We start from the raw sequence: 20,869 nt of genomic DNA on the forward strand, positions 1-20,869 counted from the left end.
TCATGGCCTTTTTGGTCTAGTCGCTAAGGTGTTGCACTTGAATTGTAAACTGGGGGTCTTAAATACGGACAATACATATTAAGAAGGTCAACAGGGCGGGCGGCGTGGGCACCGGCCCTGTTATGGTGTAAGGGAGAAGTCAGCATGATCAATTTTGGAATTATTGGGTGTGGGCATATTGCGGCAGTCCATGCGGCAGCGCTCGCCGCTTTGGCCGACGCACAGTTGGTAGCATGCTGTGATATAGATCCACTCAAAGGTGAGGCCTATGCCAAAGCGAACCATTGTCGCTATTATTCACAGGCTTCAGAGCTAATCAAAGATCCTGAGGTGCGCGTCGTTACAATTGCGACACCGCACTATCTGCATGCGTCGATGAGTATTCAGGCTCTGCAGGCGGGCAAAGACGTCCTGTGCGAAAAGCCAATGGCCACAACGTTGGCCGATGCGAAAGCCGTAGTTGCGGCTTACAGAACGAGCAAAGGCACCTATACGGTGGTCTATCAGAATCGCTTCAATCCTGTAAACGTGCAGCTAAAAGCAGCACTGCAAAATAAAGAGTTTGGCCCATTGCTTGGCGTAAAAGCTCAGATGACGTGGCATCGAGATGCCGCGTACTACACTTCAACTGACTGGAAGGGTACTTGGCAGTATGAGGGCGGTGGGGTTTTGATGAATCAGGCCATTCACACGCTTGATGAGATTTATTGGTTGGCCGGTATGCCGACAAGAATTAAAGGCAAGATTATGACTTCGCTCCTCGAATCCGTGATTGAAGTTGAGGATAACGCGATGGCTACCGCAGTGCTGCCCGGGGGAACTCCGATTGTGTTTTTCGCCTCTAATAGCTTTATCAAAGATCCACCCCCAATCGTGCAGTTAGAGTTTCCGGATACGACCGTTCAAATCGATGCTAACACGCTGAGAATCAACGATCGAGTGATCCAAGACGCCGCACCTACTCTCACAATTGGGAAGGCGGCGTGGGGTGGCAGCCATCAGCGGATGATTGAAGCAGTGGTGAATCGAATCATGCACGTGGATGACCCCCTTTTGGATCATCTGGCAGGCGCAGACGGGTTAGCGTCGTTGAGTATGGTGTTAGGTATCTACGAATCGGATAAAAGCGGGAAATGGGTTACCCTGCCGGCAATTAGTGAGGTTGCAAAATGAGCAGAGATGAATATCCACGTCCACAACTGGTGCGGAAAAACTGGCAAAATTTAAATGGCACATGGGAATTTGCTTTTGACGATGACCAGAGTGGGCGTAGGAAGGCTTGGTATCGCGGTGAAGGGTCTTTTGATCAAAAGATTATCGTGCCTTTTGCCTATCAGACAAAGCTGAGTGGTGTTGATGATCAGACGCCGCATGACCACGTTTGGTATCGCCGCCGGTTTAACGTTAAGAGTGAGGCGGGGCAGCTGCTGCTTCACTTTGGCGCTGTGGATTATCAGGCTTCAGTCTTTGTTAATGGTCAAATGGTTGTTCAACACATAGGTGGTGAGACCCCATTTAGCGCAGACATTACTGATTTTGTTGAAAATGGCGAAAATCTGTTGGTCGTCCAAGTTGATGACCCTCATCGTGACGAAACGATTCCTAGAGGTAAACAAATTTGGGAGAATCAATCTACTGGCATATGGTACACGAACACCACTGGGATTTGGCAGACGGTTTGGATTGAAACTGTGCCAGCGACTTATATTCAAAATTTGAAATTCACACCAGATTTTGATCGAGGCGCAATCGATATTCAGTTGGCGCTTAATCAGGTGCCGGAGAACACGCAAATTAGCTATCAGATCAGCTTTAAAGATCAGCTTGTGGCATCGGGCGTAAAGACCGCCACCACATCTCTGACTGAGTGGTCAGTTGACCTTTTTCAAGAACAAATCTTTCGGACCAGTTATCATGGTGCCGGTTGGACATGGTCACCAGAGAACCCCAATCTGTTTGATATTCAACTAACTGTGGGTGATGACACTGTCGGAAGTTATTTTGGCATGCGCAAAGTGAGTGCCGCAAATGGCATGATTTACCTGAATGATCATCCCTACTATCAGAAGCTGGTGCTGGATCAAGGGTATTGGCCGGAGGGCCTTTTGACCGCGCCGACAGATCAAGCCTACAAAGACGACATCGAGCTGTCTAAGAAAATGGGCTTTAACGGTTGCCGCAAACACCAAAAGGTCGAGGACCCACGCTTTCTGTACTGGGCGGATCACCTAGGCTACCTAGTCTGGGGTGAATGCGCTGCCGCGCCAATCTACAATGCGCATGCGGTTCGGCGTTTGACCCATGAATGGGATGAAATTATTGACCGCGATTACAACCACCCAAGTATCGTGACCTGGACGCCATTAAACGAAAGCTGGGGTGTCCCGAAGCTGCAGTTTGACCGGCAACAGCAACACTTTGCTCAGGCTCTGTATCATTATATTCATAGCCTAGATGAGACACGTTTGATTAGTGGTGATGATGGTTGGAGTCAGGTCGAAACCGATATCTGTGCCTTTCATGATTACGGACATGGTTCCGATTCAGAAACCCAGCAGCAAGCAGCTTTTAGTGAGCGTCTCAGTGACACGCAGCACATCTTGGTCAGCTCGCCCGGAGGTAAGCAGATGTTTGCGGATGGGTTCAGCTGGTCAGGCCAGCCGATCATGTTGACCGAATTCGGCGGGGTTAGTTATGAGCCTGAACAACGTGAAGGCTGGGGATACACGACAGCGGCGACGCCGGCGGAATATCTCGCTGACTTGCAGCGAATTTTCGCCGCAGTTTATGGCTCGCGAGCATTGTGGGGCTTCTGCTACACTCAATTGACTGACGTGGAACAGGAACAGAACGGTCTGCTGCAGTACGACCGCAGCCCCAAGGTGCCTGTTGATAAAGTTAAGCAAATTCTCGATGGCTATCATCCAGATGCTGTGGCGGAGGTGGCAAAATGACACTGACATTGCGGAAGTATGGTGAACGAGACGGCGAGTTCCTGTACGAGTATGTGCTTACGAATCACAATGGGATGCGTGTGACTCTGATGAATTTTGGCGCTACCCTTGAAAAGGTTGAGGTCCCTAGCGGTGATCATCTCGTTGATGTCATTCTTTCCCTGAAGAAACCTGAAGACTATGCGGCTGAACGTAATTTACTGGGCAGTACAGTGGGCCGGATTATCGGTCGTCTGCCCGGTCATGTCTGGCACAGCGGGAAGCGACTGCTCGATTTGCCGGCTGGCGAAGGCCCTAACCATATCCATGGCGGCTTAGATGGTCTGGATCGTCAAGTTTGGACAGGCACCTATCGCAGTGAAAAGTCGCAGGATACCGTGACTTTCACGTACTTGGATCCTGATGGGCACAATCAGTTTCCAGGGAATGTACTGGTGACAGTCAGTTACACGTTAGCTGATGACAATGCGGTGACGTATTCAATCAACGCAGTCACTGATCAGATGACGTTATTTAATCCCAGCAACCACGTGTATTTTGCCCTTGATGGTCCCAATACAACGATTGAGGATACCACGCTTACGATGGCCAGCGATTACTATGGGCCCTTGAAGGCCCACATGCCGCTTGGGTGGACCAGTGTGGCAGATTCGCCGTTCGACTTTAGAAATGGTCAGCGTTTGGGTGACGTGTTGCAAAAAGTGCTTGATGGTGCGGGCTTTGATCACCCATTCCTACTGAAAAATGACCACGCCGTCAGATTGGTCGGCGCCTCTGGAAGAGCGATGGCGATGACAACAACCGCCAGTGCGCTGGTGATGTTTACTGGTAACCACTTCCGCGGTGATGGTCAAGGAATTCTTGGTCACTTCAAGCCGCATGCCGGTCTGACGCTCGAGACTCAGGTTGCACCTGCTGCAGGGCTCGATTGGTCGGGGGTTACACTGATGCCGGGTCGCCCGTTTAATTTGAAGACTAAGTGGGCATTCACGTTCTAAGATGGTCTTTCCCACACACTGCACCCTGTGCACGGGTTATATGTTCGGCCGCTTACCGGAGTGGGTGTTATTTTGAAACGATGCGAACTAGTTAGCAATCGAGCTGGCTGGTTCGTTTTTTTGCTGGCTGCGTCTTAGCATGCTGTGGAAAGTGTCAGGCCGGTTGCAATCCTGCCCTGATGCGTGCATCCTAAAGTAAATCACAAGTGGGGCATCTACAATGGCGGAAATTAGCAAGCGCGACGTGCGCGAAAACAACGAAAAAAACGTGCTGCAGGACGTGATGAACAGTGGGCCAACCTCGCGCAGCCAGGTGGCAAAGGATCTGCAGCTGAATAAGGTGACGGTGTCGGACATTTTTAGCCAGCTGATCGACGAGGGGTACCTTGAGGAGCTGGGTGCCGGGGCCGGCTCACAGGCGGGTGGCCGTAAACCGACCCTGTACCGGTTCGATCCGCACTTTGGCTACGTGATCAGTTTTGACCTGGGGTTTCACGCCACCGATATGAGCGTCAGCACCCTCGACGGGCAGGTCCTGCAAAGCGGCAACTTCTGGGGAGAAGGGGCGGCGCTCACCGAACGGCTGGCCCTGATGCTGGCCAAAATTCAGGCCTACCAGAGGCAGCCGGTCACGCAGACGCGCCATGGCCTGATGGGGGTGGCCATCGGAATCCACGGGATTGTCTATCAGAATCGGATCTTGGATTCCCCATTTTTGGCGACGACTGATGTCGACATTGCCGCTTATTTTCAGCAGGCGTTGCACGTGCCGGTGGTCCTGGAAAACGAAGCCAATTTGGCGGCGCTTTACGCCCGTGACTTCACGCAGCTCGCGACTGCCCAGCAGGATCTGGTTGCGCTGAGCATTCACAAGGGCATCGGCGCCGGCGTGGTCATCAACGGCCAGCTGTTTCGCGGCGCGCAAGGCGGTGCCGGTGAGGTTGGCCGGACCTTTGTTGAGCCGGATGCGGCCGGTGAACCAATCAAAATTGAGACGTTGTGCTCCGAAGACGCGGTGATGGCCCAGTTGCGGGAGGCCCTCGGTGACCCTGCGCTGACGGAAAAGGCAGTCGCGCTGCGCTATCAGGCCGACGATGTGAAGGTCCAGCAGGTGCTGAGCCAATTTGCGACATACTTGGCGATGGTCGTTCACAATTTGGTCGCCACTTATGATCCCAAAATCGTGGTGATTAACTCGACGCTGATGGCGCAGATCCCAAGGCTGCTGGCCGTAGTTGCCAGTGAGGTCCAGCGGTTTGGCAGCCAGGTCAGACTGACGCTTTGCCAGGACGTCGACCACGCCGTCACACTGGGCGGGACCGCGCTCATTGTGCACCAAGTTCTCGGGATGGGCCGTCGGCAGCTGCATTTCAAAAACGCGTGAGCGCGCAGACGGGACTCGGGAACGCGTGAAATCGCTGCCAAAATTGATTGACTCTGCGTTTGCGATGTGTTAGTTTTGTCCCGTAGTTAGTAAGTTATCTAAACATACCAAATGGAGGCTTTACGATGGCAAAACAGGAGTATTTTCCTGATGTTTCTAAAATCAGTTACATTGGCCCAACGTCACTGAGGTCCAAGATGGGGTTTCAGTACTATAACCCGGATGAGGTCGTCGGCGGCAAGAAGATGCGCGACTGGTTGCGCTTCTCCGTTGCATACTGGCACACCTTCGGTCAAAAGCTCGACGACATCTTCGGCGACGGCACCGCGATTCGCCCTTGGGACGGCTTGACTGGCATGGATCTGGCGAAGGCGCGCGTTGATGCGGCCTTTGAATTCTATGACAAACTGGGCGTCGACTTCTTCTGCTTCCACGACCGTGACATCGCCCCAGAAGGCGACACGCTGCGTGAGACCAACAAAAACATTGAAGAGATCACCGACATGTTCGTGGACTACCAGAAGACTTCGCACATGAAGGTGCTTTGGAACACCGCGAACATGTTCACCAACCCGCGGTTTGTTGCCGGCGCGGCATCCAGTCCGTTTGCGGACATCTTTGCGTTTGCTGCGGCCCAGGTCAAGGAAGGCCTGGACACCGCCAAGAAGGTGGGCTCGGCGAACTACGTGTTCTGGGGCGGCCGCGAAGGTTACGAATCCCTGCTGAACACAGACATGAAGCGCGAGCAGGATCACTTGGGCGAGTTCTTCCACATGGCCGCTGACTACGCGAAGTCCATCGGCTTCACCGGCCAGCTGCTGCTCGAGCCAAAGCCGAAGGAACCGATGATGCACCAGTACGATTTTGATGCGGCGACCACCATCGCGTTCATGAAGGAATATGGCCTGGACGGCACTTACAAGCTGAACCTGGAAGGCAACCACGCCAACTTGGCCGGCCACACTTACCAGCACGAAATTCGGGTGGCGCGCTCCGCTGGGCTGCTCGGCTCTTTGGACGCCAACCAGGGCGACAAGCTGATTGGCTGGGATCTGGATCAGTTCCCGACCAACCTGTACGAATCCACGATGGCAATGTACGAAGTCGTTGAAAACGGCGGTCTGAACAAAGGCGGCCTGAACTTCGATGCCAAGCCGCGGCGTTCTTCCTTCACCCCAGAAGACATGTTCTACTCTCACATTGTGGGCATGGACACTTATGCCGCTGGTCTGAAGGTGGCGCTGAAGTTGAAGCAGGACAAAGTCTTCGAGGACTTTATTGCAGATCGTTACAGCAGCTACGATTCCGGCATTGGTGCCTCGATCGAAGCGGGTAAGGAAGACTTCAACTCTTTGAACAAGTACGTGATCGATAAGCCGCAAAGTGAGTTGCGTGCAGCCACCAAGTCCGGTCGTTGGGAAGAGCTGGAAGACACGTTGAACCACTACATCATTGAGACGCTGAAGTAACGGAGGGACACTATGGCAGCCGTAATTGGAGTTGATTTGGGGACGAGCGCGGTCAAGGTCCTGCTGGTGGATGAAACCGGCGCGACCCTGGCGACTGGCAGCACGGCCTATCCGCTGCAGCAGCCCAAGCCCGGCTACAGCGAGCAAGATCCGGAAGACTGGATCCGCAGCGTGAAAGCAGCCATCATTGCCTTGGGGAAAAAGCCCGAAGCTGATCTTAGCCAAGTGGCTGGACTGAGCTTTTCCGGCCAGATGCACGGCTTGGTCCTGCTTTCGGCTGCCATGCGGCCACTGCGCCCAGCCATTTTGTGGAACGACACGCGCACGACGGCCGAGGTCAATCAGATCAACCAGACGATGGGCAAGCGGTTCATTGAGATCACGCGCAACCGTGCGCTTGAAGGCTTCACGTTGCCTAAGCTCCTGTGGGTGCAAAAGCACGAACCCGAGAATTTTGCCGCGGCCAAAATGTTCCTTCTGCCCAAGGATTACGTGCGGTATCGCATGACTGGCGTGGCCGGAATCGATTACTCGGATGCCGCTGGGACTGTGATGCTGGATGAGGATAAACGGCGCTGGTCGCCGGCCATCCTTGCGACCTTCAACATTCCCGCGAGCCTCTGCCCACCGCTGATTGAGGCCACTGACTGTGTTGGCACGCTTGATCCAGAGTTCGCCGCGGCAGTCGGCTTGCCGAAGACCGTCAAAGTCTTTGGCGGCGGTGCGGACAATGCCTGCGGCGCAGTCGGTGCCGGGGTGCTGCACCCCGACCAGTTGCTGCTCAGCATTGGCACCTCTGGCGTCGTCCTCACTTATGAACCGGACTCGAAAACGACGTACAACGGCAAGCTGCATTATTTTGACCACGTTGTGCCAGGGCAGCACTACTCGATGGGCGTGACGCTGGCGGCCGGACACAGCCTGAACTGGTTCAAGAAGACCTTTGCGCCAGACGAGGATTTTGCGACTTTGGTGGCCAGCGCGGCGGCGTCAAGGCCAGGCGCCAACGGGCTACTTTTCACGCCGTACCTGGTGGGCGAACGCACGCCGTACGCGGATGCCAAGATTCGTGGGAGCTTTATCGGCATCGACAGCCGCCAGACCCGCGCGGATTTTGTCCGGGCGGTGATTGAAGGCATCACGTTCTCGTTCCGCGATGTGCTGGCGGTTTACCAAGACAGTGGGCGGACCTTTAAGTCGGCCATCACGATTGGTGGCGGGTCGCAAAGCCCACTGTGGTTGCAGATTCAGGCGGACATTTTGAACCTGAAGATCGTCAGCCTGAAAAACAACCAAGGCCCTGGCATCGGGGCGGCAATGATCGCCGCGGTCGGGCTCGGCTGGTTTGCCAGCTTTGAGGCCTGTGCCAAGCAGTTCGTTGAAGAAAAAGCAACCTACGTGCCGGATCGAAAGCAGGTCGAACGCTACACTCGTTATTACAAACTTTATCATGACGTCTATCCTGCCACTTGGCCGATCACGGCGGGGTTGCTGCAGACTGAAGAATCATGATGGCGAAACCGCTCAGCGTTCCTGGGCGGTTTTTGTGACCAGGCGGTGGTGAAGCCATCCGTCACCGAAGTATGACCTTCACTGCAAAAGTGAAGCAGTTTTCATTTTGGTCGTCATTGAAGGAGAAAACAGGTCAGACGTTGAAAGGCGAACTCTGATATGAGCTCCTTTGTAAGGCGTTACTTCACCACTCTGAGGTAACGCCATTTTTTGCGCTCGCTGGGCTTGTTAATTTTTCCAATTGTGTATAAAATATTCGTAGTTTCCAAATAATAAACACCAGAAGGGGGCAACCCAGATGAGCGAACCAAGCACTGGGAAACCATACGGAACGGTTTTGATTAAAGCCAACGAGATCCTTGAATTCCTGTTAAAAACCCAAGACGCGCCGTCGCTGGCCCAGATCAGTGCCGGACTGGGCATGGCCAAGCCGACCGCGCAGAAGATCCTCACCACCATGAACCAGTTGGGGATGGTGCGGCGCGACGACCAAACCAAGCGCTACTACATTGGCACGCAGATGATCGCGTACGCCCAAAAGGCGCTGGCCAGCTTTGACATCGCCGGGGCGGCGCGGCCGTTTCTGCAGAAGCTGCGCGACGAGACCGGCGAGACCATTAACCTCGGCGTGCTGCGCGACTCGAAAATCGTGCTGATCGAAAAGCTGGAAAGCCCGACCTCGATCAAGCTGCAATCTATCATCGGCGGGACGATGAACTTGTACTCGTCTGCGATGGGGAAGGCGGTGCTGGCGACATACACGCAAAGCCAGCTGCGGCAGTACTTCGACACCACGAAGCTCACGCCGCTCACCCCGTACACCATCACGAGTCAGACCAAGCTGCAGGCCGATCTGAAGCAGATCCAGCAAACCGGCGTCAGCATCGACAACGAGGAAAACGAGTCCGAGGTGTTCTGCCTCGGGGCGACGATTCACAAGAACCATCAGCTGTACGGGGCCTTTTCCATTTCGACGCCGAAGTATCGGCTGCCTAAGGAGCGGCGCACGGAGTTTGTGCGCCTGCTGCTCAACACGCAGCACGCCATTGAAGCGGCGCTATAAATCTGAAAGCGAGACAAGCGAGGCCGCGGCCCCGCTATTTTTTTGTCCGCGGCAGCCGTAATCGCTTGCAAAATCCAGTTCAATGCCGTATATTGACGGTGTTGATTGTTTTTGGAAATAGAGTTTCTTATAAAGAAACGATATTTTCACACTAAAACGATAGGAGCTGAGTTTAATGGCAGAGATCCATCAGACAGAAGAAGAAATCAAGAAGCACGAGGCCGAACTTGACCAGTTTAAGATGAGCAAGTTCGATTTGACAGGCAAGGTGGCCGTCATCACTGGCGGTAACACCGGCCTGGGCCAGGGTTACGCGGTGGCCATGGCGGAAGCCGGTGCCGACATTTTCATTCCCACGTTCGGCACGGCCGAATGGGACAACACCCGACGCCTGATCGAAAAGCGCGGCCGTAAAGTTGAGTTCGCCGATGTCGACCTGACCAAGGACGGCGTCGCGGACAAGGTCGTTGCCGAGGCCGTTGAAAAAATGGGCCACATCGACATTCTGGTCAACAACGCCGGCATGATCCGCCGCAACCCACTGCTGGAATCCAAGGACAAGGACTGGGACCAGGTCATCGCCATCAACCTGAGCGCCGTTTACCACATGAGCCTGGCCGCCGCGAAGGTCTTCGCCAAGCAGAAGTACGGCAAGATCATCAACATCGGCTCGATGCTGTCGTTCCAAGGCGGCAAGTTCATTCCTTCCTACACCGCGTCTAAGCACGGGGTTGCCGGTCTGACCAAGGCTTTCGCGTCCGAACTGGGTGTGTACAACATCACGGTTAACGCCATTGCGCCAGGGTACATCAAGACCGAAAACACCGCGCCGATTCGCGCCGACAAGGATCGCAACAAGGAGATCCTCGACCGGATCCCAGCTGGCCACTGGGCAGAGCCTTACGAACTGATGGGCATTGCGGTGTTCCTGGCCAGCGATGCTTCCAGCTACATCAACGGGGCAATTATCCCAGTCGACGGCGGCTACCTGGTTCGTTAATCTTCCCGTCAGTGAGGTGACAAAATGGCAGAAATCGTCACGATTGGCGAGCCGCTGGTGTTGTTTGCCGCTGAAGACGAGGATCAAAGCCTGGCGCAAGCCACGCATTTTCACAAGTACCTGGCCGGCGCCGAGGTCAATGTGGCCGTGGGGGCCACGCGCCTGGGCCACTCGGTCGATTACCTGACGGCAGTCGGCGACGGGCCCAACGGGGAGTTCATCACCCAAGCACTGGCCGCGCGCGGCATTGAAACCGACCACATTGTTGTCGACCCTGCGCACTGGACCGGCGTGATGTTCAAACAGAAAACGTCGGTGGGCGATCCGGCGACGTTTTACATGCGTAAAGACTCGGCGGCCGCCAATCTGACCGCCAGTCAGCTACCGGACCTGGACCTCACCGCCACGCGCGTTGCCCACCTGACCGGCATTTACGCCGGCGTGTCCGCAACCAGTCGCGAGACGCTGCAGGCGCTGATCGGCCGGCTGCACCAGGCCAATGTTCCGATCAGTTTCGACCCGAACCTGCGCCCGGCGCTGTGGCCGGATGAAGCCGGGATGCGCCAAACGCTTAACCGGCTGGCCCAAGAGGCCACGCTGGTGCTTCCCGGCCTCAAGGAAGGCCGCACGCTGACCGGTGAAGAGACACCCGAAGCCATCGCGCAGTTTTACTTTGACCAAAGCCCGCGCACCAAGGCTGTGGTGATCAAGCTTGGCAGCCGCGGCGCATCCTTTCACACGCGTGTTGGGGCGCACGGCACCGTGCCCGGTTTTGTCGCCGAGCGCGTCGTTGATACGGTCGGGGCCGGCGACGGGTTTGCCCTGGGCGTGTTGACGGCGCGGCTGGAAGGCCTGGACTGGGCGCAGGCCACCGCGCGCGGTAACGCGATCGGTGCGCTGGGTGTGCAGTCGCCGAGCGACAACGACGGCTACCCGGATCAGGCGGGCTTGAAACAGTTTATCAAAACGGCGACGCGAGCCGTCGATTAGGAGGATCTCAATGAAAAAAGTGGAGTTGTTGAATCGCATTAAGGCCGCCGGCGTGATTGCCGTCATCCGTGAGGACAGCGCGGAGAAAGCCGTGAAGCTGGCCGACGCCGTCATTGCGGGCGGCGTGACCGGCATTGAGCTGACCTTCACCGTGCCGCACGCCGATCAGGCCATCACCGAGCTGACGGAAAAGTACGCCGGCGATGACAACGTGATCATTGGTGCCGGCACGGTGCTGGACGCGGTCACCGCGCGCATCGCCATCATCGACGGCGCGGAGTTCATCGTCAGCCCTAGCTTCAACCCGGAAGTTGCCAAGGTCTGCAACCTGTACTCGATTCCTTACACCCCAGGCTGCCTGACGCCAACCGAGATCCAGCACGCGCTGGAAGCCGGGGTCGACCTGGTCAAACTGTTCCCTGGTTCCGTTGCCGGCCCAGGCATGGTCAAGGCGGTGCTGGCACCGTTCCCGAACGCCTCAATCATGCCGACCGGCGGCGTGTCGCTGGACAACATGGCGGACTGGTTCAAGGCCGGCGTCACGGTTGTCGGCGCTGGCTCCAACCTGACGGCTGCGGCCAAAACCGGTGATTTTGCCGGCGTCACGGCCACCGCAAAGCAGTACGCCGCCAAGCTCAAGGCAATTCGCGGCTAGTATCATTCGCCAGTTGCAGTGTGCAAACTGAACGCTGGCAGAATTTGGCTGGCCCGCCAAAGTGGGCCGCTATCAATCATTTTCTAAGGAGAGAGATCAACCATGGCTTTTTCAATGAAAACAAACTACGCGCACAGTCCCAAGGACATCGAGCATTACTCCACTGAGGAGATGCGTGACCAGTTCCAGGTCGAGCACCTGTTCACCCCTGGTGACATTAACCTGACTTATACGTACAACGACCGCATGATCTTCGGCGGCGTGACGCCAACGACCGCACCGCTGGAAATCGTCCTCGGCAAGGAGCTGGGCGTTGAGTTCTTCCTGCAGCGCCGCGAACTGGGCGTGATCAACATCGGCGGCGAAGGCACTATCACGATCGACGGTGACGAGCAGCAAATGGTCACCCACGACGGCTACTATGTCGGCATGGGCCACAAGCACGTGGTCTTCGCGTCGAAGGACCCGCAAAACCCGGCCAAGTTCTACACAGTCTCCACGCCGGCCCACAAGACCTACCCGGACAAGAAGCTGCCGTTTGCCAACGCCCTGAAGAAGCCGATCGGCGACCAGGACCACATGAACAAGCGGACGATTTACAAGTACATCGATGCCAGCCAAATGGACACCTGCCAGCTGCAAATGGGCTACACCGTCCTAGAGCCAGGGTCGTCTTGGAACACCATGCCGGCGCACACGCACGCGCGCCGCATGGAGACTTATCTTTACATTGAATTCCCGACCCCGGACACCCGCGTGTTCCACTTCATGGGTCAGCCGAACGCGACCAAGCACCTGGTCATGACCAACGAGTCCGCAGTCGTTAACCCGAGCTGGTCCATCCACTGCGGCGTTGGCACCACGAACTACGCCTTCATCTGGGCAATGTGCGGTGAAAACCAAACTTACGACGACATGGATGAAGTCGCCATGGATCAGCTGAAGTAGGTGGCGCGATGCAAACCCTGAAGTTTGGTCTGTACAACGGCGACCACTTGGAAAAAGCGGCCCCGGCCGGCCACTCCGCTTACCTGGTGTTTCAACACGGCTACAAGCGCGGTGACTACTACCAGGTCGAAGTCGATAAGGCCCCGGCGTACCTGGTCGTGCAGCTGGACGCGGCGCTCAGTCCGGCCCTGATTTACGTCACGGCCCCGACATTCCGCTATGCCATTCCGTTCGACGATCAGCGCGAGTGGCCGTACCCGGACGGCGCATTTGCCGGGCACAAGCACTACGCGAGTGTGCGGTTTGCTGCGCCAGATGAGATTGCTGCGCGGCGCAACCTCGCGGTGAACAGCCACGACCTGCGCGAAGCCAAGGACGTCTTTCCGCACGCCTCGGCCAACGCCGAGACGCGCGGCGAGTACGTGTTCTTCGCCCGCAATGCGATCGATGGCTACGTGGCCAACGAGTCGCACGGCAATTTTCCGTTCCAGTCGTGGGGCATCGACCAGCGCGAAGACGCCGAGCTGACCGTCGATTTCGGTCGGCCGGTCACCATCGACACGCTGATCCTCACGCTGCGCGCCGATTACCCACACGACACCTACTGGACCGACGGCACCGCCCTCTTTTCCGACGGCAGCCAGCTGCCACTGACAATGGCGAAAACGGCCGGGCCGCAGCCTTACACGTTTGCCGCCAAAACGGTCACCTGGGTTCGCCTCACCGCGTTGAAGCGGGCGCAGGGCACCGAGTTCTTCCCGGCGCTGACGGAGCTGGCGGTCATCGGTAAGAACGCGGAATGATGAGAACCGGTGCGGCGTGGTTGCGCCTGCGCCGGTTTTTTTAATCAAGGAGGATCATCATGACAAAAGTACTGACAATGGGGGAGATCATGCTGCGCTTGAAGCCGCCGGTCAACGAGCGGATCATTCAGACGACCAGCTTTGAGGCGAACTACGGCGGCGCCGAGGCCAATGTGGCGGCCAGCCTGGCGCTTTTGGGCGAGGACGCGGCCTTTTTGACCAAGCTGCCAAGCAACCCGCTGGGCGATGCAGCGCTGTACACCCTGCGCGGCTACGGGGTCGACACGACGCGCATCCTGCGCGGCGGCCCGCGGCTAGGCATTTACTACTTTGAAAAAGGCGCCAGCGTGCGCACGACCAGCGTGGTGTACGACCGCGCCGGCAGCAGCTTTGCCGAGGCGCAGCCGGATGAGTTCGACTGGCCGATGCTGCTTGACGACGTCGACACATTCTACTTCTCCGGCATCACGGCGGCGCTGTCGCCGGCGATGGCCAGTGCGCTGCAGGCCGCCTGTGGGTACTGCGAGGCGCACGGCATCACCGTGGTGCTGGACACCAACTACCGCGGCAAAATGTGGACGCCGGCCCAAGCCCAGGCGACGATGAAGACCTTGCTGCCGCATGTATCGGTGGTGCTGGCCCACGACGAGGACTTCGAGGCAACGCTGGGCATCAAGGCATTCGACGGCGACGAAACGCGCGGCATCGAGCAGGTGGCCAGCTTTGAGGCCGCCATGCGCGAGGTGCAGCGCCGGTATCCCAACATTCACACCGTTGGCTCGATCCTGCGCGACATTCGCTCGGTCGAGGATTCGGACTGGACCGCGCTGCTGCTGCAGGATGGAACGCTCAGCCGCGCCGTGACCCATCACCTGCACGTGATGGAAGGCGTTGGCTCCGGCGATGCCTTTGGCGCCGGGCTGCTGCACGCGATGCGGCAGGGCCTGACCGGCGAGCCGCTGATCAACTACGCGCTGGCCGCTTCCGTGCTCAAGCTGACGATTCAAGGCGACATCAATCTGAACACTGACGCCGAGGTGAAGGCACTGATGAACCACGCCGGGGCGATGAACCGGTAGCAGTCGAAAAAATTTCCAACCAGGCCCGCAGTCAATTGTGCGGGCCTGTTTTGACGCTGTTGAACCGGTAAAATAAGCCGGTTTTCCTCCGCCCTGGGCCTCAGCAAAATTGCGACTAAGGACTGATTTAACGGCTCTGGGAAGCACTATGCTTAGGTCGTTAGAAGGAGGAAGTAAAATGTGGGAAAGAATTGTTGGGGTGCTGTTTGTCCTGCTGGGGATCTGGCAGATGGTGGTTAGCAAGCGCTACGGTCATCAGGTGACGCATCATGGGAATGCCGCGACCTCCTCGTTTTCGCTGCTGGCGCTGGCGGACAGTTTCTACTTGGGGATCATGTTTGTCGGAATCGGGATCGCGACGTTTTTTATGCAGTTTTGAGTTGGCATCCCGGGCAAGGGAGTGATGATCATGTGGAAAACTATTGCAGGTATTGCGCTGATTTTACTGGGCGCCTGGCAGGTTTATCTGAGCTTTCGGTTCAGGCACACGCTAACCCGGCGCACGGACCCGAACGCCGCGACCTTTTCGCCGTTCGGGCTGGCCTACAGCTTCTTTATCGGGCTTGTGTTCGCCGGCATGGGGGTGGCCCTTCTGCTTGGGGCATTCTGAATGGTGACGTAAAAAAGCGGCGCGTCCTTGCACTTTGATGTGCAAGGACGCGCCGTTAAGTATACAGATGAGTTGTTTTTTCGTTTGCAGCGACGCTATTCAAAAATATCGATTGCTACCTTTTTTAAGCGTGTTAAGCATACTAGGGCTGACGTGACCGATAATGCTCGCATGTCTCGCAACCTGATCAAAGGTCGGCAACTGCCAAAGGATAATATTTCCCTTCGTCTTACTTTCGAGATCAACAAACGGAAGGTAACCACTCATGTCCGCAAAATCTGTGGTCGTGATGGCCATCCCCACAACCATGCCGGTGAGCTGATTGTAGTCAGTGTTGGATAGGACAATCAAATGTCGCCTAATGTTGCCCCGCCTTGGATCATGACCACCATATTTCTGCCAGCAGGCGGCTCCGCGTCGATCGTGATGATGTCACCCTGTTTTGGTGCGGACAAGTCTCGCTTACTTGTGAGAGGTGAGTTTGCCATGACTAAAGCTCCTTACCTACACGAGGCTCTTCAGAGAAGTTGCCTATTTTGTCCAAATCTGCCCGAAAATTGTGTTTTTCTGCGTCAGGTGTATGCCAAAAATTTACGTGACGCGGTTCATAAAGCAGTGAACCATCATCTTGAACCCGTAATGCATACTCTTGTCCTGGTTTAATCCCGGTCTCAGCGGGGACGGTCAGGCTGACTGAATATTCCGACTTCCTGGTAATAAACTTGCCGATGACGCGGCCTTGTTTGTTAGTTGTTGTCTTCGTGGTCAACACATCCCTTCGTGTGATAAAAGTATACACCGGAATTACCGTACCGACAGACGAATCGTTTCGTCGACGTGCTGACCGTACATTTCGTTACTAGACTATGCCCCGACGCCTCGCGAATGCTGTCGGCGCGGCTTTTGAGGCTTTCTGATTAGTCTCACAAACAAGGCGCCTTGCACGATTGAATGCAGGGCGCGTTGCGTCTCACAGGAGTAGTAACGGTTGACTGCGGATGGACTAATCGAAAAGACTGAGGAACTTTTCTGGATGACACTGGCGAGAATCTTACATTGTACAAATTGTGGTACAATGGTACGCAATCTGGTACAATAGGCCCATGGAAGGAGTGGATGACTTTGGATGCAGTTTCTTACAGCGGCTTTCGTAAAAACCTAAAGTCTTATATGCAGAAGGTGAACCAGGATTCCGAGTCATTGTTGGTGACAGCCAAGGATCCGGAAGACACCATCGTTGTGATGAGCAAAAGTGACTATGACTCAATGCAAGAAACCATGTACTTGTTGAGCAACCCCGATCTAATGGCACGCATTCGCCGGGGCGATAAGCAAATTCAGTCTGGCAAGGCCAAAGTGCATGACTTGCTGGAGGGTGGGGACGATGATTAAGTCTTGGACAGATGACGCCTGGGATGACTATCTGTACTGGCACGCTCAGAATGATAAAGCGATCATCAAGAGAATCAACAAGTTAATTAAATCAATCGATTCAACGCCTTACGAGGGCCTTGGCAAGCCAGAGCCGTTGCGATTTGAGCTTCAAGGTAAATGGTCACGTCGGATTTCCCAGGAGGATCGATTAGTGTACAGCATTGAAAACAATGCGATCATTATTTTTTCCTGCCGTTATCATTATGATCTCTAGCAAACAGGTTGGGTCATCAAGCATGATTAGTTCAACCTGTCCGCCCATACGCACCACGAGTTTTTAATCGTGGTGCTTTTTGAATGGCGGAGATTATTGCCCCGACGCCTCGCGGATGCTGTCGGCGCGGCTTTGGTGGAACCATTTTGACACGAGCTTGCGGTTGACCAGCAGGGTCGGGATCAGCAGGATGAGCGCCAAGAACCCGCAGGACGGGAAGCCCCACAGGCCGCCGAACACGTCCATGACACTGCCGACGTACAGTGAGCCGACCGGCGTGGAGCCCTGGTTGAGCAGGACGTAGACGGACATGATGCGCCCGCGCAGCTCGCCCGGGATGTTGAACTGGAACGACGCGTTGGACTGGTTGAGAAAGACCATGTTGCAAAAGCCGACCAGCACCATCACCACCATGGCGAGCCAGTAGCTGCGCACAAACAGCATGCCGGCCTGCAGGGTCGCGGTGCCGATGCCGACCCAGAGGTAAATGTTGCGCTGCATGCCGTAGCGCGACAGGTAGCTCATCAAAAAGGCGGCAATCAGCGACCCGACGCCAGTGGCCGATAGCAGATTGGCGTAGGTCTGCGCGCCGCCGTGGAAGACGGTTTTGGCCAAAATGGGGATGATGACGTTGTTGTTGAAGTTAAGCGTGCAGACGATCAGCATCAGCTCGGCGGACAAGCGCACGGCGGCGTGGGTCCAGACGTAATGCAGGCCTTCCTTGAGGTCGGTCCAGACGCGCTCGTGCGAGTGTGACGCGACGACGTGGTCCTGCTGGATCAAGAACAGCCCGAGCAGCACGGCCAGGTACGAAATAGCGTCGACCAGGAAGCAGAAGCCGACGGAAAACTGCGCCATCAGCACGCCCGCCAGCGCCGGCCCGGCGATTTTCGCTAAGTTAAAAATGGTGGAGTTAAGCGAAATGCCGTTCATCAGGTTCTTTTGGCCGACCAGTTCGACGACGAAGCTCTGGCGGGTCGGCGTGTCGAAGGCCTGAAAGCAGCCGTACAGCAGCGCGATGAGCAGGATCTCCCAGTACTGCACGATGCCGGTGTAGACGAGCACTGTCATCACCACACCCAGCAGCAGGAAGGCGCTTTGGGTGATCATTAAAATGGTGCGCTTAGGGAAGCGGTCGATCAGGGTGCCGGCGACCAGCGTGAGGCCCATGATGGGGATGAACTGAAACGCCGACAGCAAGCCGACCTTGAACGCGGACTTGGTCATTTCGTACACCAGCCAGGTCTGCGCGGTGCGCTGGATCCACGTGCCCATGGTCGATACGCACTGGCCCAGCCAGAAGTACCGGAAGTTTTTTTCACTTAGCGAGGAGAACATCGTGCGCAAAACGTTCATGAGCCAGACCCTTTTCTAGTGTAGTTACACCTATATGGTTAGCTTATTCTGGGTAAGTGTCAATCAAAAAGTCGGCCGCACCGAGAAGCGTTTTGTCAACAATTAGCACTCAGCAAAATAAAGTGCTAGTAAATTTAACGCTTTTGGCCGAAAGTGTTCTATAATGAATTTGTTGTTAATTAAGACAAAAACATACGGAGGTATTAAATCATGGCAGTAGACCCAGAAAAGACTCTTGTACTCGACGAACCAATGAACGCAGTGTTTGACTGGAGCGATGAGGAAACCCCTGTCCGTGACGCGATTTGGGACGCTTACATGGAAGCAAACAACCACGACACGATCAAGACCGAGGAGCAAATGAAGCCGGTGCTCGACATGAGCGACGACGACGTGAAGGCTCTGGCCGAGAAACTCCTGAAGAAGTAACTCAACCACACCATTCAAATCAGCGGGCTGCCCAGTGCAGCCCGCTTTTAATATGCTATGATTAACGCAACTAATTTTTCGCGGAGGCACTCATGGGTTATCAGGACATTAACGCAGACACGGTGGACGGCTGGGTGAAGGCCGGCTGGCAGTGGGGTCAGCCGATCGATCACCAGACCTACGTCAACGCGCAGCACGGCCAGTGGGACATTTTGCTCACCCCAACGCGGCCGATGCCGCACGACTGGCTGTTTGCCGACATGCGTGGGAAAAAGGTGCTGGGCCTGGCGTCCGGCGGCGGCCAGCAGATGCCGCTGCTTGCGGCGATGGGCGCGGCGGTGACGGTCCTCGACTACTCCAAGGCGCAGTTGCAAACCGAGCGTCAGCTGGCGGATCACGAAGGGTACGCCATCACCATCGTGCGCGCCGACATGACCCAGCCGCTGCCGTTTGACGACGAGGCCTTTGACCTGATCATCCAGCCGGTCGCCAACTGCTACATTGAGGAAGTCTTGCCGCTGTCGCGCGAGTGTGCTCGCATTTTAAAGCCCGGCGGCCGGCTGTTAGTGGGGATGGACAACGGCATCAACTACATCGTTGACGACGCCCACGAGGAAAAAATCGTCCGGGGTCTGCCATATAACCCACTCAAAGACGCGAAACTAATGGCCAGCATTGATACCAAGGAAGACGGCATTCAATTTTCCCACACGCTGGACGCGCAGCTGCGCGGCCAGCTTCAGGCAGGCCTTTCGTTTAGGGACATGTACGAGGATTACAACGGCGAGGGCCGGCTGGACCAGCTGCGCATTCCAACGTTTTGGGCCACCTGCGCCGAGAAACCGGCGGCGCGCTGATGCTGGCCGTGTACCTGCGGGCGTTTGTGATCGCGCTGGCGCTGGTGTCGTCGATCGGCATGCAGAACATTTTTGCGTTCAATAACGCGCTGAGCAACCCGCTGAAAAAGGCGCTGATCGTCCTGGGCTTCATCTGGCTGTTCGACACGCTGCTGTCGACGGTGGCGTTTCTGGGCTTCGGGTCGCTGATCGCCAGCAATGAGGTGCTGCGCATTGGCGTGATGGGCCTTGGCGGCGCGGTCGTGATCTGGACCGGCTGGGGCATCCTGCGCGGCGCCAATGCGGCGGCGTTTGGCAACCGCCAGCAGGAACAGTCCCTGCGCCAGTGGTTCACCGGTGCCTTCGTGGTCTCGTTCGGTAACCCGCAGGCGTTGATCGACACTGGGGTCACGCTGGGGGCACTGCGGGCGCCGTTGACTGGCGCGCAGGCCCTGGTGTTTCTGGCGGGAATCATCTCAGCCAGCGCCGTGTGGTTCACGGGCATCACGCTGGCGCTGAACCTACTGAAGGACCGGCTGCCGCGCCGGCTCATCATGTGGATCAACATTATTTCCGGCGTGATCGTGATGGGCTACGGCGTGAACTTGGTGGTTCAGGCCGTCCGGGCGATCCTCAAGGCGTTTTAGAAAAGGGGCACTTCAATGATCAGACCGATTGAAAAAGACCAGCTCTTCCTGCAGCAAAAGGCGCAGCCGGCCACGCCTGCCGACCGCCAGGTGATGCAGGACCTCAAGGACACACTCGCGGCTAACGCCACGCGCTGTGTCGGTATGGCGGCCAACATGATCGGCGTGGCCAAGCGCATCATCATCGTGCAGATGGGCCCGCTACCGGTGGTCATGGTCAATCCTTACATCACTGGGCAGACCGGCCAGTACCAAACCACCGAAGGCTGCCTGAGCCTGGACGGCGAGCGGCCGGCCACCCGGTTTCAGCAGATCACTGTCCAGTTCCAGGACGTCAACTTCAAGCCGCACACCCAGGAGTTCACCGGCTTTGTCGCCCAGATCATTCAACACGAGGTCGCCCACTGCGATGGGGTGCTGATCTAACTTCATGGTTAACTGAAAAAGGAAAGCCCGAGTGAGGACTTTCCTTTTTTCGTGGTGCTTAA

25 protein-coding genes are annotated in these 20,869 nt (G+C 56.2%); 21 read left to right on the forward strand and 4 right to left on the reverse strand.

Annotated elements, in window-relative coordinates; translation table 11 throughout:
- Positions 1–144 precede the first annotated feature (144 nt).
- The 15 genes from FC75_RS06790 (at position 145) to FC75_RS06860 (ending at position 15,465) form a co-directional block, all read left to right on the forward strand.
- A complete protein-coding gene (locus FC75_RS06790) occupies positions 145–1,173 on the forward strand; it encodes a Gfo/Idh/MocA family protein (RefSeq protein WP_054664074.1) in 1,029 nt (342 codons plus the stop codon).
- Positions 1,170–2,954 carry a glycoside hydrolase family 2 protein gene (locus tag FC75_RS06795; protein WP_056989477.1) on the forward strand — a complete coding sequence of 595 codons (1,785 nt, stop codon included), beginning with the start codon at positions 1,170–1,172 and terminating at the stop codon, positions 2,952–2,954. The genes FC75_RS06790 and FC75_RS06795 overlap by 4 nt, the downstream gene beginning before the upstream one ends.
- Positions 2,951–3,952 carry an aldose epimerase family protein gene (locus tag FC75_RS06800; RefSeq protein ID WP_056989478.1) on the forward strand — a complete coding sequence of 334 codons (1,002 nt, stop codon included), beginning with the start codon at positions 2,951–2,953 and terminating at the stop codon, positions 3,950–3,952. Before FC75_RS06795 ends, FC75_RS06800 begins: the two co-directional genes overlap by 4 nt.
- Before the next feature lie 220 nt (positions 3,953–4,172).
- Complete coding sequence (locus FC75_RS06805; protein ID WP_056989479.1) at positions 4,173–5,336, forward strand: ROK family protein; 1,164 nt, start codon at positions 4,173–4,175, stop codon at positions 5,334–5,336.
- A gap of 125 nt (positions 5,337–5,461) precedes the next feature.
- Positions 5,462–6,805, forward strand: a complete 1,344-nt coding sequence (xylA, locus tag FC75_RS06810) for a xylose isomerase (RefSeq protein WP_056989480.1) — start codon at positions 5,462–5,464, stop codon at positions 6,803–6,805.
- Between the two features lie 12 nt (positions 6,806–6,817).
- Complete coding sequence (xylB, locus tag FC75_RS06815; RefSeq protein WP_054664020.1) at positions 6,818–8,317, forward strand: xylulokinase; 1,500 nt, start codon at positions 6,818–6,820, stop codon at positions 8,315–8,317.
- A 298-nt stretch (positions 8,318–8,615) separates the two neighbouring features.
- Entirely contained in the window at positions 8,616–9,380 is a 765-nt protein-coding gene (locus FC75_RS06820; RefSeq protein WP_054664023.1) for an IclR family transcriptional regulator, read from the forward strand.
- Between the two features lie 175 nt (positions 9,381–9,555).
- Entirely contained in the window at positions 9,556–10,380 is an 825-nt protein-coding gene (gene kduD / locus FC75_RS06825) for a 2-dehydro-3-deoxy-D-gluconate 5-dehydrogenase KduD (RefSeq protein ID WP_054664026.1), read from the forward strand.
- A gap of 24 nt (positions 10,381–10,404) precedes the next feature.
- The gene (locus FC75_RS06830) at positions 10,405–11,370 is read left to right on the forward strand and encodes a sugar kinase (protein WP_056989481.1); all 966 of its coding nucleotides are present in this window, start codon (positions 10,405–10,407) and stop codon (positions 11,368–11,370) included.
- 10 nt (positions 11,371–11,380) lie between these two features.
- Complete coding sequence (locus tag FC75_RS06835) at positions 11,381–12,025, forward strand: bifunctional 4-hydroxy-2-oxoglutarate aldolase/2-dehydro-3-deoxy-phosphogluconate aldolase (protein ID WP_056989482.1); 645 nt, start codon at positions 11,381–11,383, stop codon at positions 12,023–12,025.
- A gap of 102 nt (positions 12,026–12,127) precedes the next feature.
- Positions 12,128–12,973: a 5-dehydro-4-deoxy-D-glucuronate isomerase gene (gene kduI, locus FC75_RS06840; RefSeq protein ID WP_054664032.1), complete on the forward strand. Its 846-nt coding sequence runs from the start codon at positions 12,128–12,130 to the stop codon at positions 12,971–12,973.
- 8 nt (positions 12,974–12,981) lie between these two features.
- Complete coding sequence (locus FC75_RS06845) at positions 12,982–13,776, forward strand: DUF7402 domain-containing protein (RefSeq protein ID WP_056989483.1); 795 nt, start codon at positions 12,982–12,984, stop codon at positions 13,774–13,776.
- A gap of 59 nt (positions 13,777–13,835) precedes the next feature.
- A complete protein-coding gene (locus tag FC75_RS06850) occupies positions 13,836–14,855 on the forward strand; it encodes a sugar kinase (protein ID WP_054664035.1) in 1,020 nt (339 codons plus the stop codon).
- 178 nt (positions 14,856–15,033) lie between these two features.
- Positions 15,034–15,234, forward strand: coding sequence for a hypothetical protein (locus tag FC75_RS06855; RefSeq protein WP_054664038.1), 201 nt, complete (start codon positions 15,034–15,036; stop codon positions 15,232–15,234).
- Between the two features lie 30 nt (positions 15,235–15,264).
- A complete protein-coding gene (locus FC75_RS06860) occupies positions 15,265–15,465 on the forward strand; it encodes a hypothetical protein (RefSeq protein ID WP_054664041.1) in 201 nt (66 codons plus the stop codon).
- Positions 15,466–15,564: 99 nt separating this feature from the next.
- Here the strand turns inward: FC75_RS06860 and FC75_RS13180 are convergent, their stop codons facing one another.
- Genes FC75_RS13180 through FC75_RS06870 form a run of 3 tightly spaced genes read right to left on the reverse strand, consistent with a single transcriptional unit; the run spans position 15,565 to position 16,234 of the window.
- Positions 15,565–15,816, reverse strand: coding sequence for a type II toxin-antitoxin system PemK/MazF family toxin (locus FC75_RS13180; protein WP_338033674.1), 252 nt, complete (start codon positions 15,814–15,816; stop codon positions 15,565–15,567).
- Positions 15,813–15,953, reverse strand: a complete 141-nt coding sequence (locus FC75_RS12995) for a hypothetical protein (protein ID WP_225350775.1) — start codon at positions 15,951–15,953, stop codon at positions 15,813–15,815. Before FC75_RS12995 ends, FC75_RS13180 begins: the two co-directional genes overlap by 4 nt.
- Before the next feature lie 2 nt (positions 15,954–15,955).
- Entirely contained in the window at positions 15,956–16,234 is a 279-nt protein-coding gene (locus tag FC75_RS06870; RefSeq protein WP_054664044.1) for a hypothetical protein, read from the reverse strand.
- 353 nt (positions 16,235–16,587) lie between these two features.
- Between FC75_RS06870 and FC75_RS06875 the strand changes: the two genes are divergently transcribed.
- Both FC75_RS06875 and FC75_RS06880 read left to right on the forward strand, forming a co-directional pair.
- A complete protein-coding gene (locus FC75_RS06875) occupies positions 16,588–16,857 on the forward strand; it encodes a type II toxin-antitoxin system Phd/YefM family antitoxin (protein WP_054664078.1) in 270 nt (89 codons plus the stop codon).
- Positions 16,850–17,113, forward strand: coding sequence for a Txe/YoeB family addiction module toxin (locus FC75_RS06880; protein WP_054664047.1), 264 nt, complete (start codon positions 16,850–16,852; stop codon positions 17,111–17,113). The genes FC75_RS06875 and FC75_RS06880 overlap by 8 nt, the downstream gene beginning before the upstream one ends.
- A 93-nt stretch (positions 17,114–17,206) precedes the next feature.
- Here FC75_RS06880 and FC75_RS06885 read toward each other — a convergent pair whose 3' ends face one another.
- Positions 17,207–18,469: an MFS transporter gene (locus FC75_RS06885; protein ID WP_056989484.1), complete on the reverse strand. Its 1,263-nt coding sequence runs from the start codon at positions 18,467–18,469 to the stop codon at positions 17,207–17,209.
- Positions 18,470–18,676: 207 nt separating this feature from the next.
- Between FC75_RS06885 and FC75_RS06890 the strand changes: the two genes are divergently transcribed.
- The 4 genes from FC75_RS06890 to FC75_RS06905 all read left to right on the forward strand — a co-directional run bounded on the left by FC75_RS06890 (position 18,677) and on the right by FC75_RS06905 (position 20,807).
- Positions 18,677–18,898 carry a P8 family protein gene (locus FC75_RS06890; RefSeq protein ID WP_082397761.1) on the forward strand — a complete coding sequence of 74 codons (222 nt, stop codon included), beginning with the start codon at positions 18,677–18,679 and terminating at the stop codon, positions 18,896–18,898.
- A gap of 92 nt (positions 18,899–18,990) precedes the next feature.
- Positions 18,991–19,755, forward strand: coding sequence for a class I SAM-dependent methyltransferase (locus FC75_RS06895; protein ID WP_056989485.1), 765 nt, complete (start codon positions 18,991–18,993; stop codon positions 19,753–19,755).
- Positions 19,719–20,381: a LysE/ArgO family amino acid transporter gene (locus FC75_RS06900; RefSeq protein ID WP_156403588.1), complete on the forward strand. Its 663-nt coding sequence runs from the start codon at positions 19,719–19,721 to the stop codon at positions 20,379–20,381. The genes FC75_RS06895 and FC75_RS06900 overlap by 37 nt, the downstream gene beginning before the upstream one ends.
- 15 nt (positions 20,382–20,396) lie before the next feature.
- The gene (locus FC75_RS06905; RefSeq protein WP_056989487.1) at positions 20,397–20,807 is read left to right on the forward strand and encodes a peptide deformylase; all 411 of its coding nucleotides are present in this window, start codon (positions 20,397–20,399) and stop codon (positions 20,805–20,807) included.
- Positions 20,808–20,869: the final 62 nt, after the last annotated feature.

The sequence above is a fragment of the Lacticaseibacillus camelliae DSM 22697 = JCM 13995 genome (assembly GCF_001436615.1).
Lineage (GTDB): Bacteria > Bacillota > Bacilli > Lactobacillales > Lactobacillaceae > Lacticaseibacillus > Lacticaseibacillus camelliae.

What these genes read in the sequence shown, in the direction of transcription:
- FC75_RS06905 (WP_056989487.1), top strand. Translation starts at nt 20,397, where the DNA reads ATGATCAGACCGATTGAAAAAGACCAGCTCTTCCTGCAGCAAAAGGCG.
- FC75_RS06835 (WP_056989482.1), top strand. Translation starts at nt 11,381, where the DNA reads ATGAAAAAAGTGGAGTTGTTGAATCGCATTAAGGCCGCCGGCGTGATT.
- FC75_RS06880 (WP_054664047.1), top strand. Translation starts at nt 16,850, where the DNA reads ATGATTAAGTCTTGGACAGATGACGCCTGGGATGACTATCTGTACTGG.
- FC75_RS06850 (WP_054664035.1), top strand. Translation starts at nt 13,836, where the DNA reads ATGACAAAAGTACTGACAATGGGGGAGATCATGCTGCGCTTGAAGCCG.
- FC75_RS06820 (WP_054664023.1), top strand. Translation starts at nt 8,616, where the DNA reads ATGAGCGAACCAAGCACTGGGAAACCATACGGAACGGTTTTGATTAAA.
- kduI (WP_054664032.1), top strand. Translation starts at nt 12,128, where the DNA reads ATGGCTTTTTCAATGAAAACAAACTACGCGCACAGTCCCAAGGACATC.
- FC75_RS06855 (WP_054664038.1), top strand. Translation starts at nt 15,034, where the DNA reads ATGTGGGAAAGAATTGTTGGGGTGCTGTTTGTCCTGCTGGGGATCTGG.
- FC75_RS06790 (WP_054664074.1), top strand. Translation starts at nt 145, where the DNA reads ATGATCAATTTTGGAATTATTGGGTGTGGGCATATTGCGGCAGTCCAT.
- FC75_RS06805 (WP_056989479.1), top strand. Translation starts at nt 4,173, where the DNA reads ATGGCGGAAATTAGCAAGCGCGACGTGCGCGAAAACAACGAAAAAAAC.
- xylA (WP_056989480.1), top strand. Translation starts at nt 5,462, where the DNA reads ATGGCAAAACAGGAGTATTTTCCTGATGTTTCTAAAATCAGTTACATT.
- FC75_RS06800 (WP_056989478.1), top strand. Translation starts at nt 2,951, where the DNA reads ATGACACTGACATTGCGGAAGTATGGTGAACGAGACGGCGAGTTCCTG.
- FC75_RS06845 (WP_056989483.1), top strand. Translation starts at nt 12,982, where the DNA reads ATGCAAACCCTGAAGTTTGGTCTGTACAACGGCGACCACTTGGAAAAA.
- FC75_RS06895 (WP_056989485.1), top strand. Translation starts at nt 18,991, where the DNA reads ATGGGTTATCAGGACATTAACGCAGACACGGTGGACGGCTGGGTGAAG.
- kduD (WP_054664026.1), top strand. Translation starts at nt 9,556, where the DNA reads ATGGCAGAGATCCATCAGACAGAAGAAGAAATCAAGAAGCACGAGGCC.
- FC75_RS12995 (WP_225350775.1), bottom strand. Translation starts at nt 15,953, where the DNA reads ATGGCAAACTCACCTCTCACAAGTAAGCGAGACTTGTCCGCACCAAAA.
- xylB (WP_054664020.1), top strand. Translation starts at nt 6,818, where the DNA reads ATGGCAGCCGTAATTGGAGTTGATTTGGGGACGAGCGCGGTCAAGGTC.
- FC75_RS06860 (WP_054664041.1), top strand. Translation starts at nt 15,265, where the DNA reads ATGTGGAAAACTATTGCAGGTATTGCGCTGATTTTACTGGGCGCCTGG.
- FC75_RS06830 (WP_056989481.1), top strand. Translation starts at nt 10,405, where the DNA reads ATGGCAGAAATCGTCACGATTGGCGAGCCGCTGGTGTTGTTTGCCGCT.
- FC75_RS06885 (WP_056989484.1), bottom strand. Translation starts at nt 18,469, where the DNA reads ATGAACGTTTTGCGCACGATGTTCTCCTCGCTAAGTGAAAAAAACTTC.
- FC75_RS06795 (WP_056989477.1), top strand. Translation starts at nt 1,170, where the DNA reads ATGAGCAGAGATGAATATCCACGTCCACAACTGGTGCGGAAAAACTGG.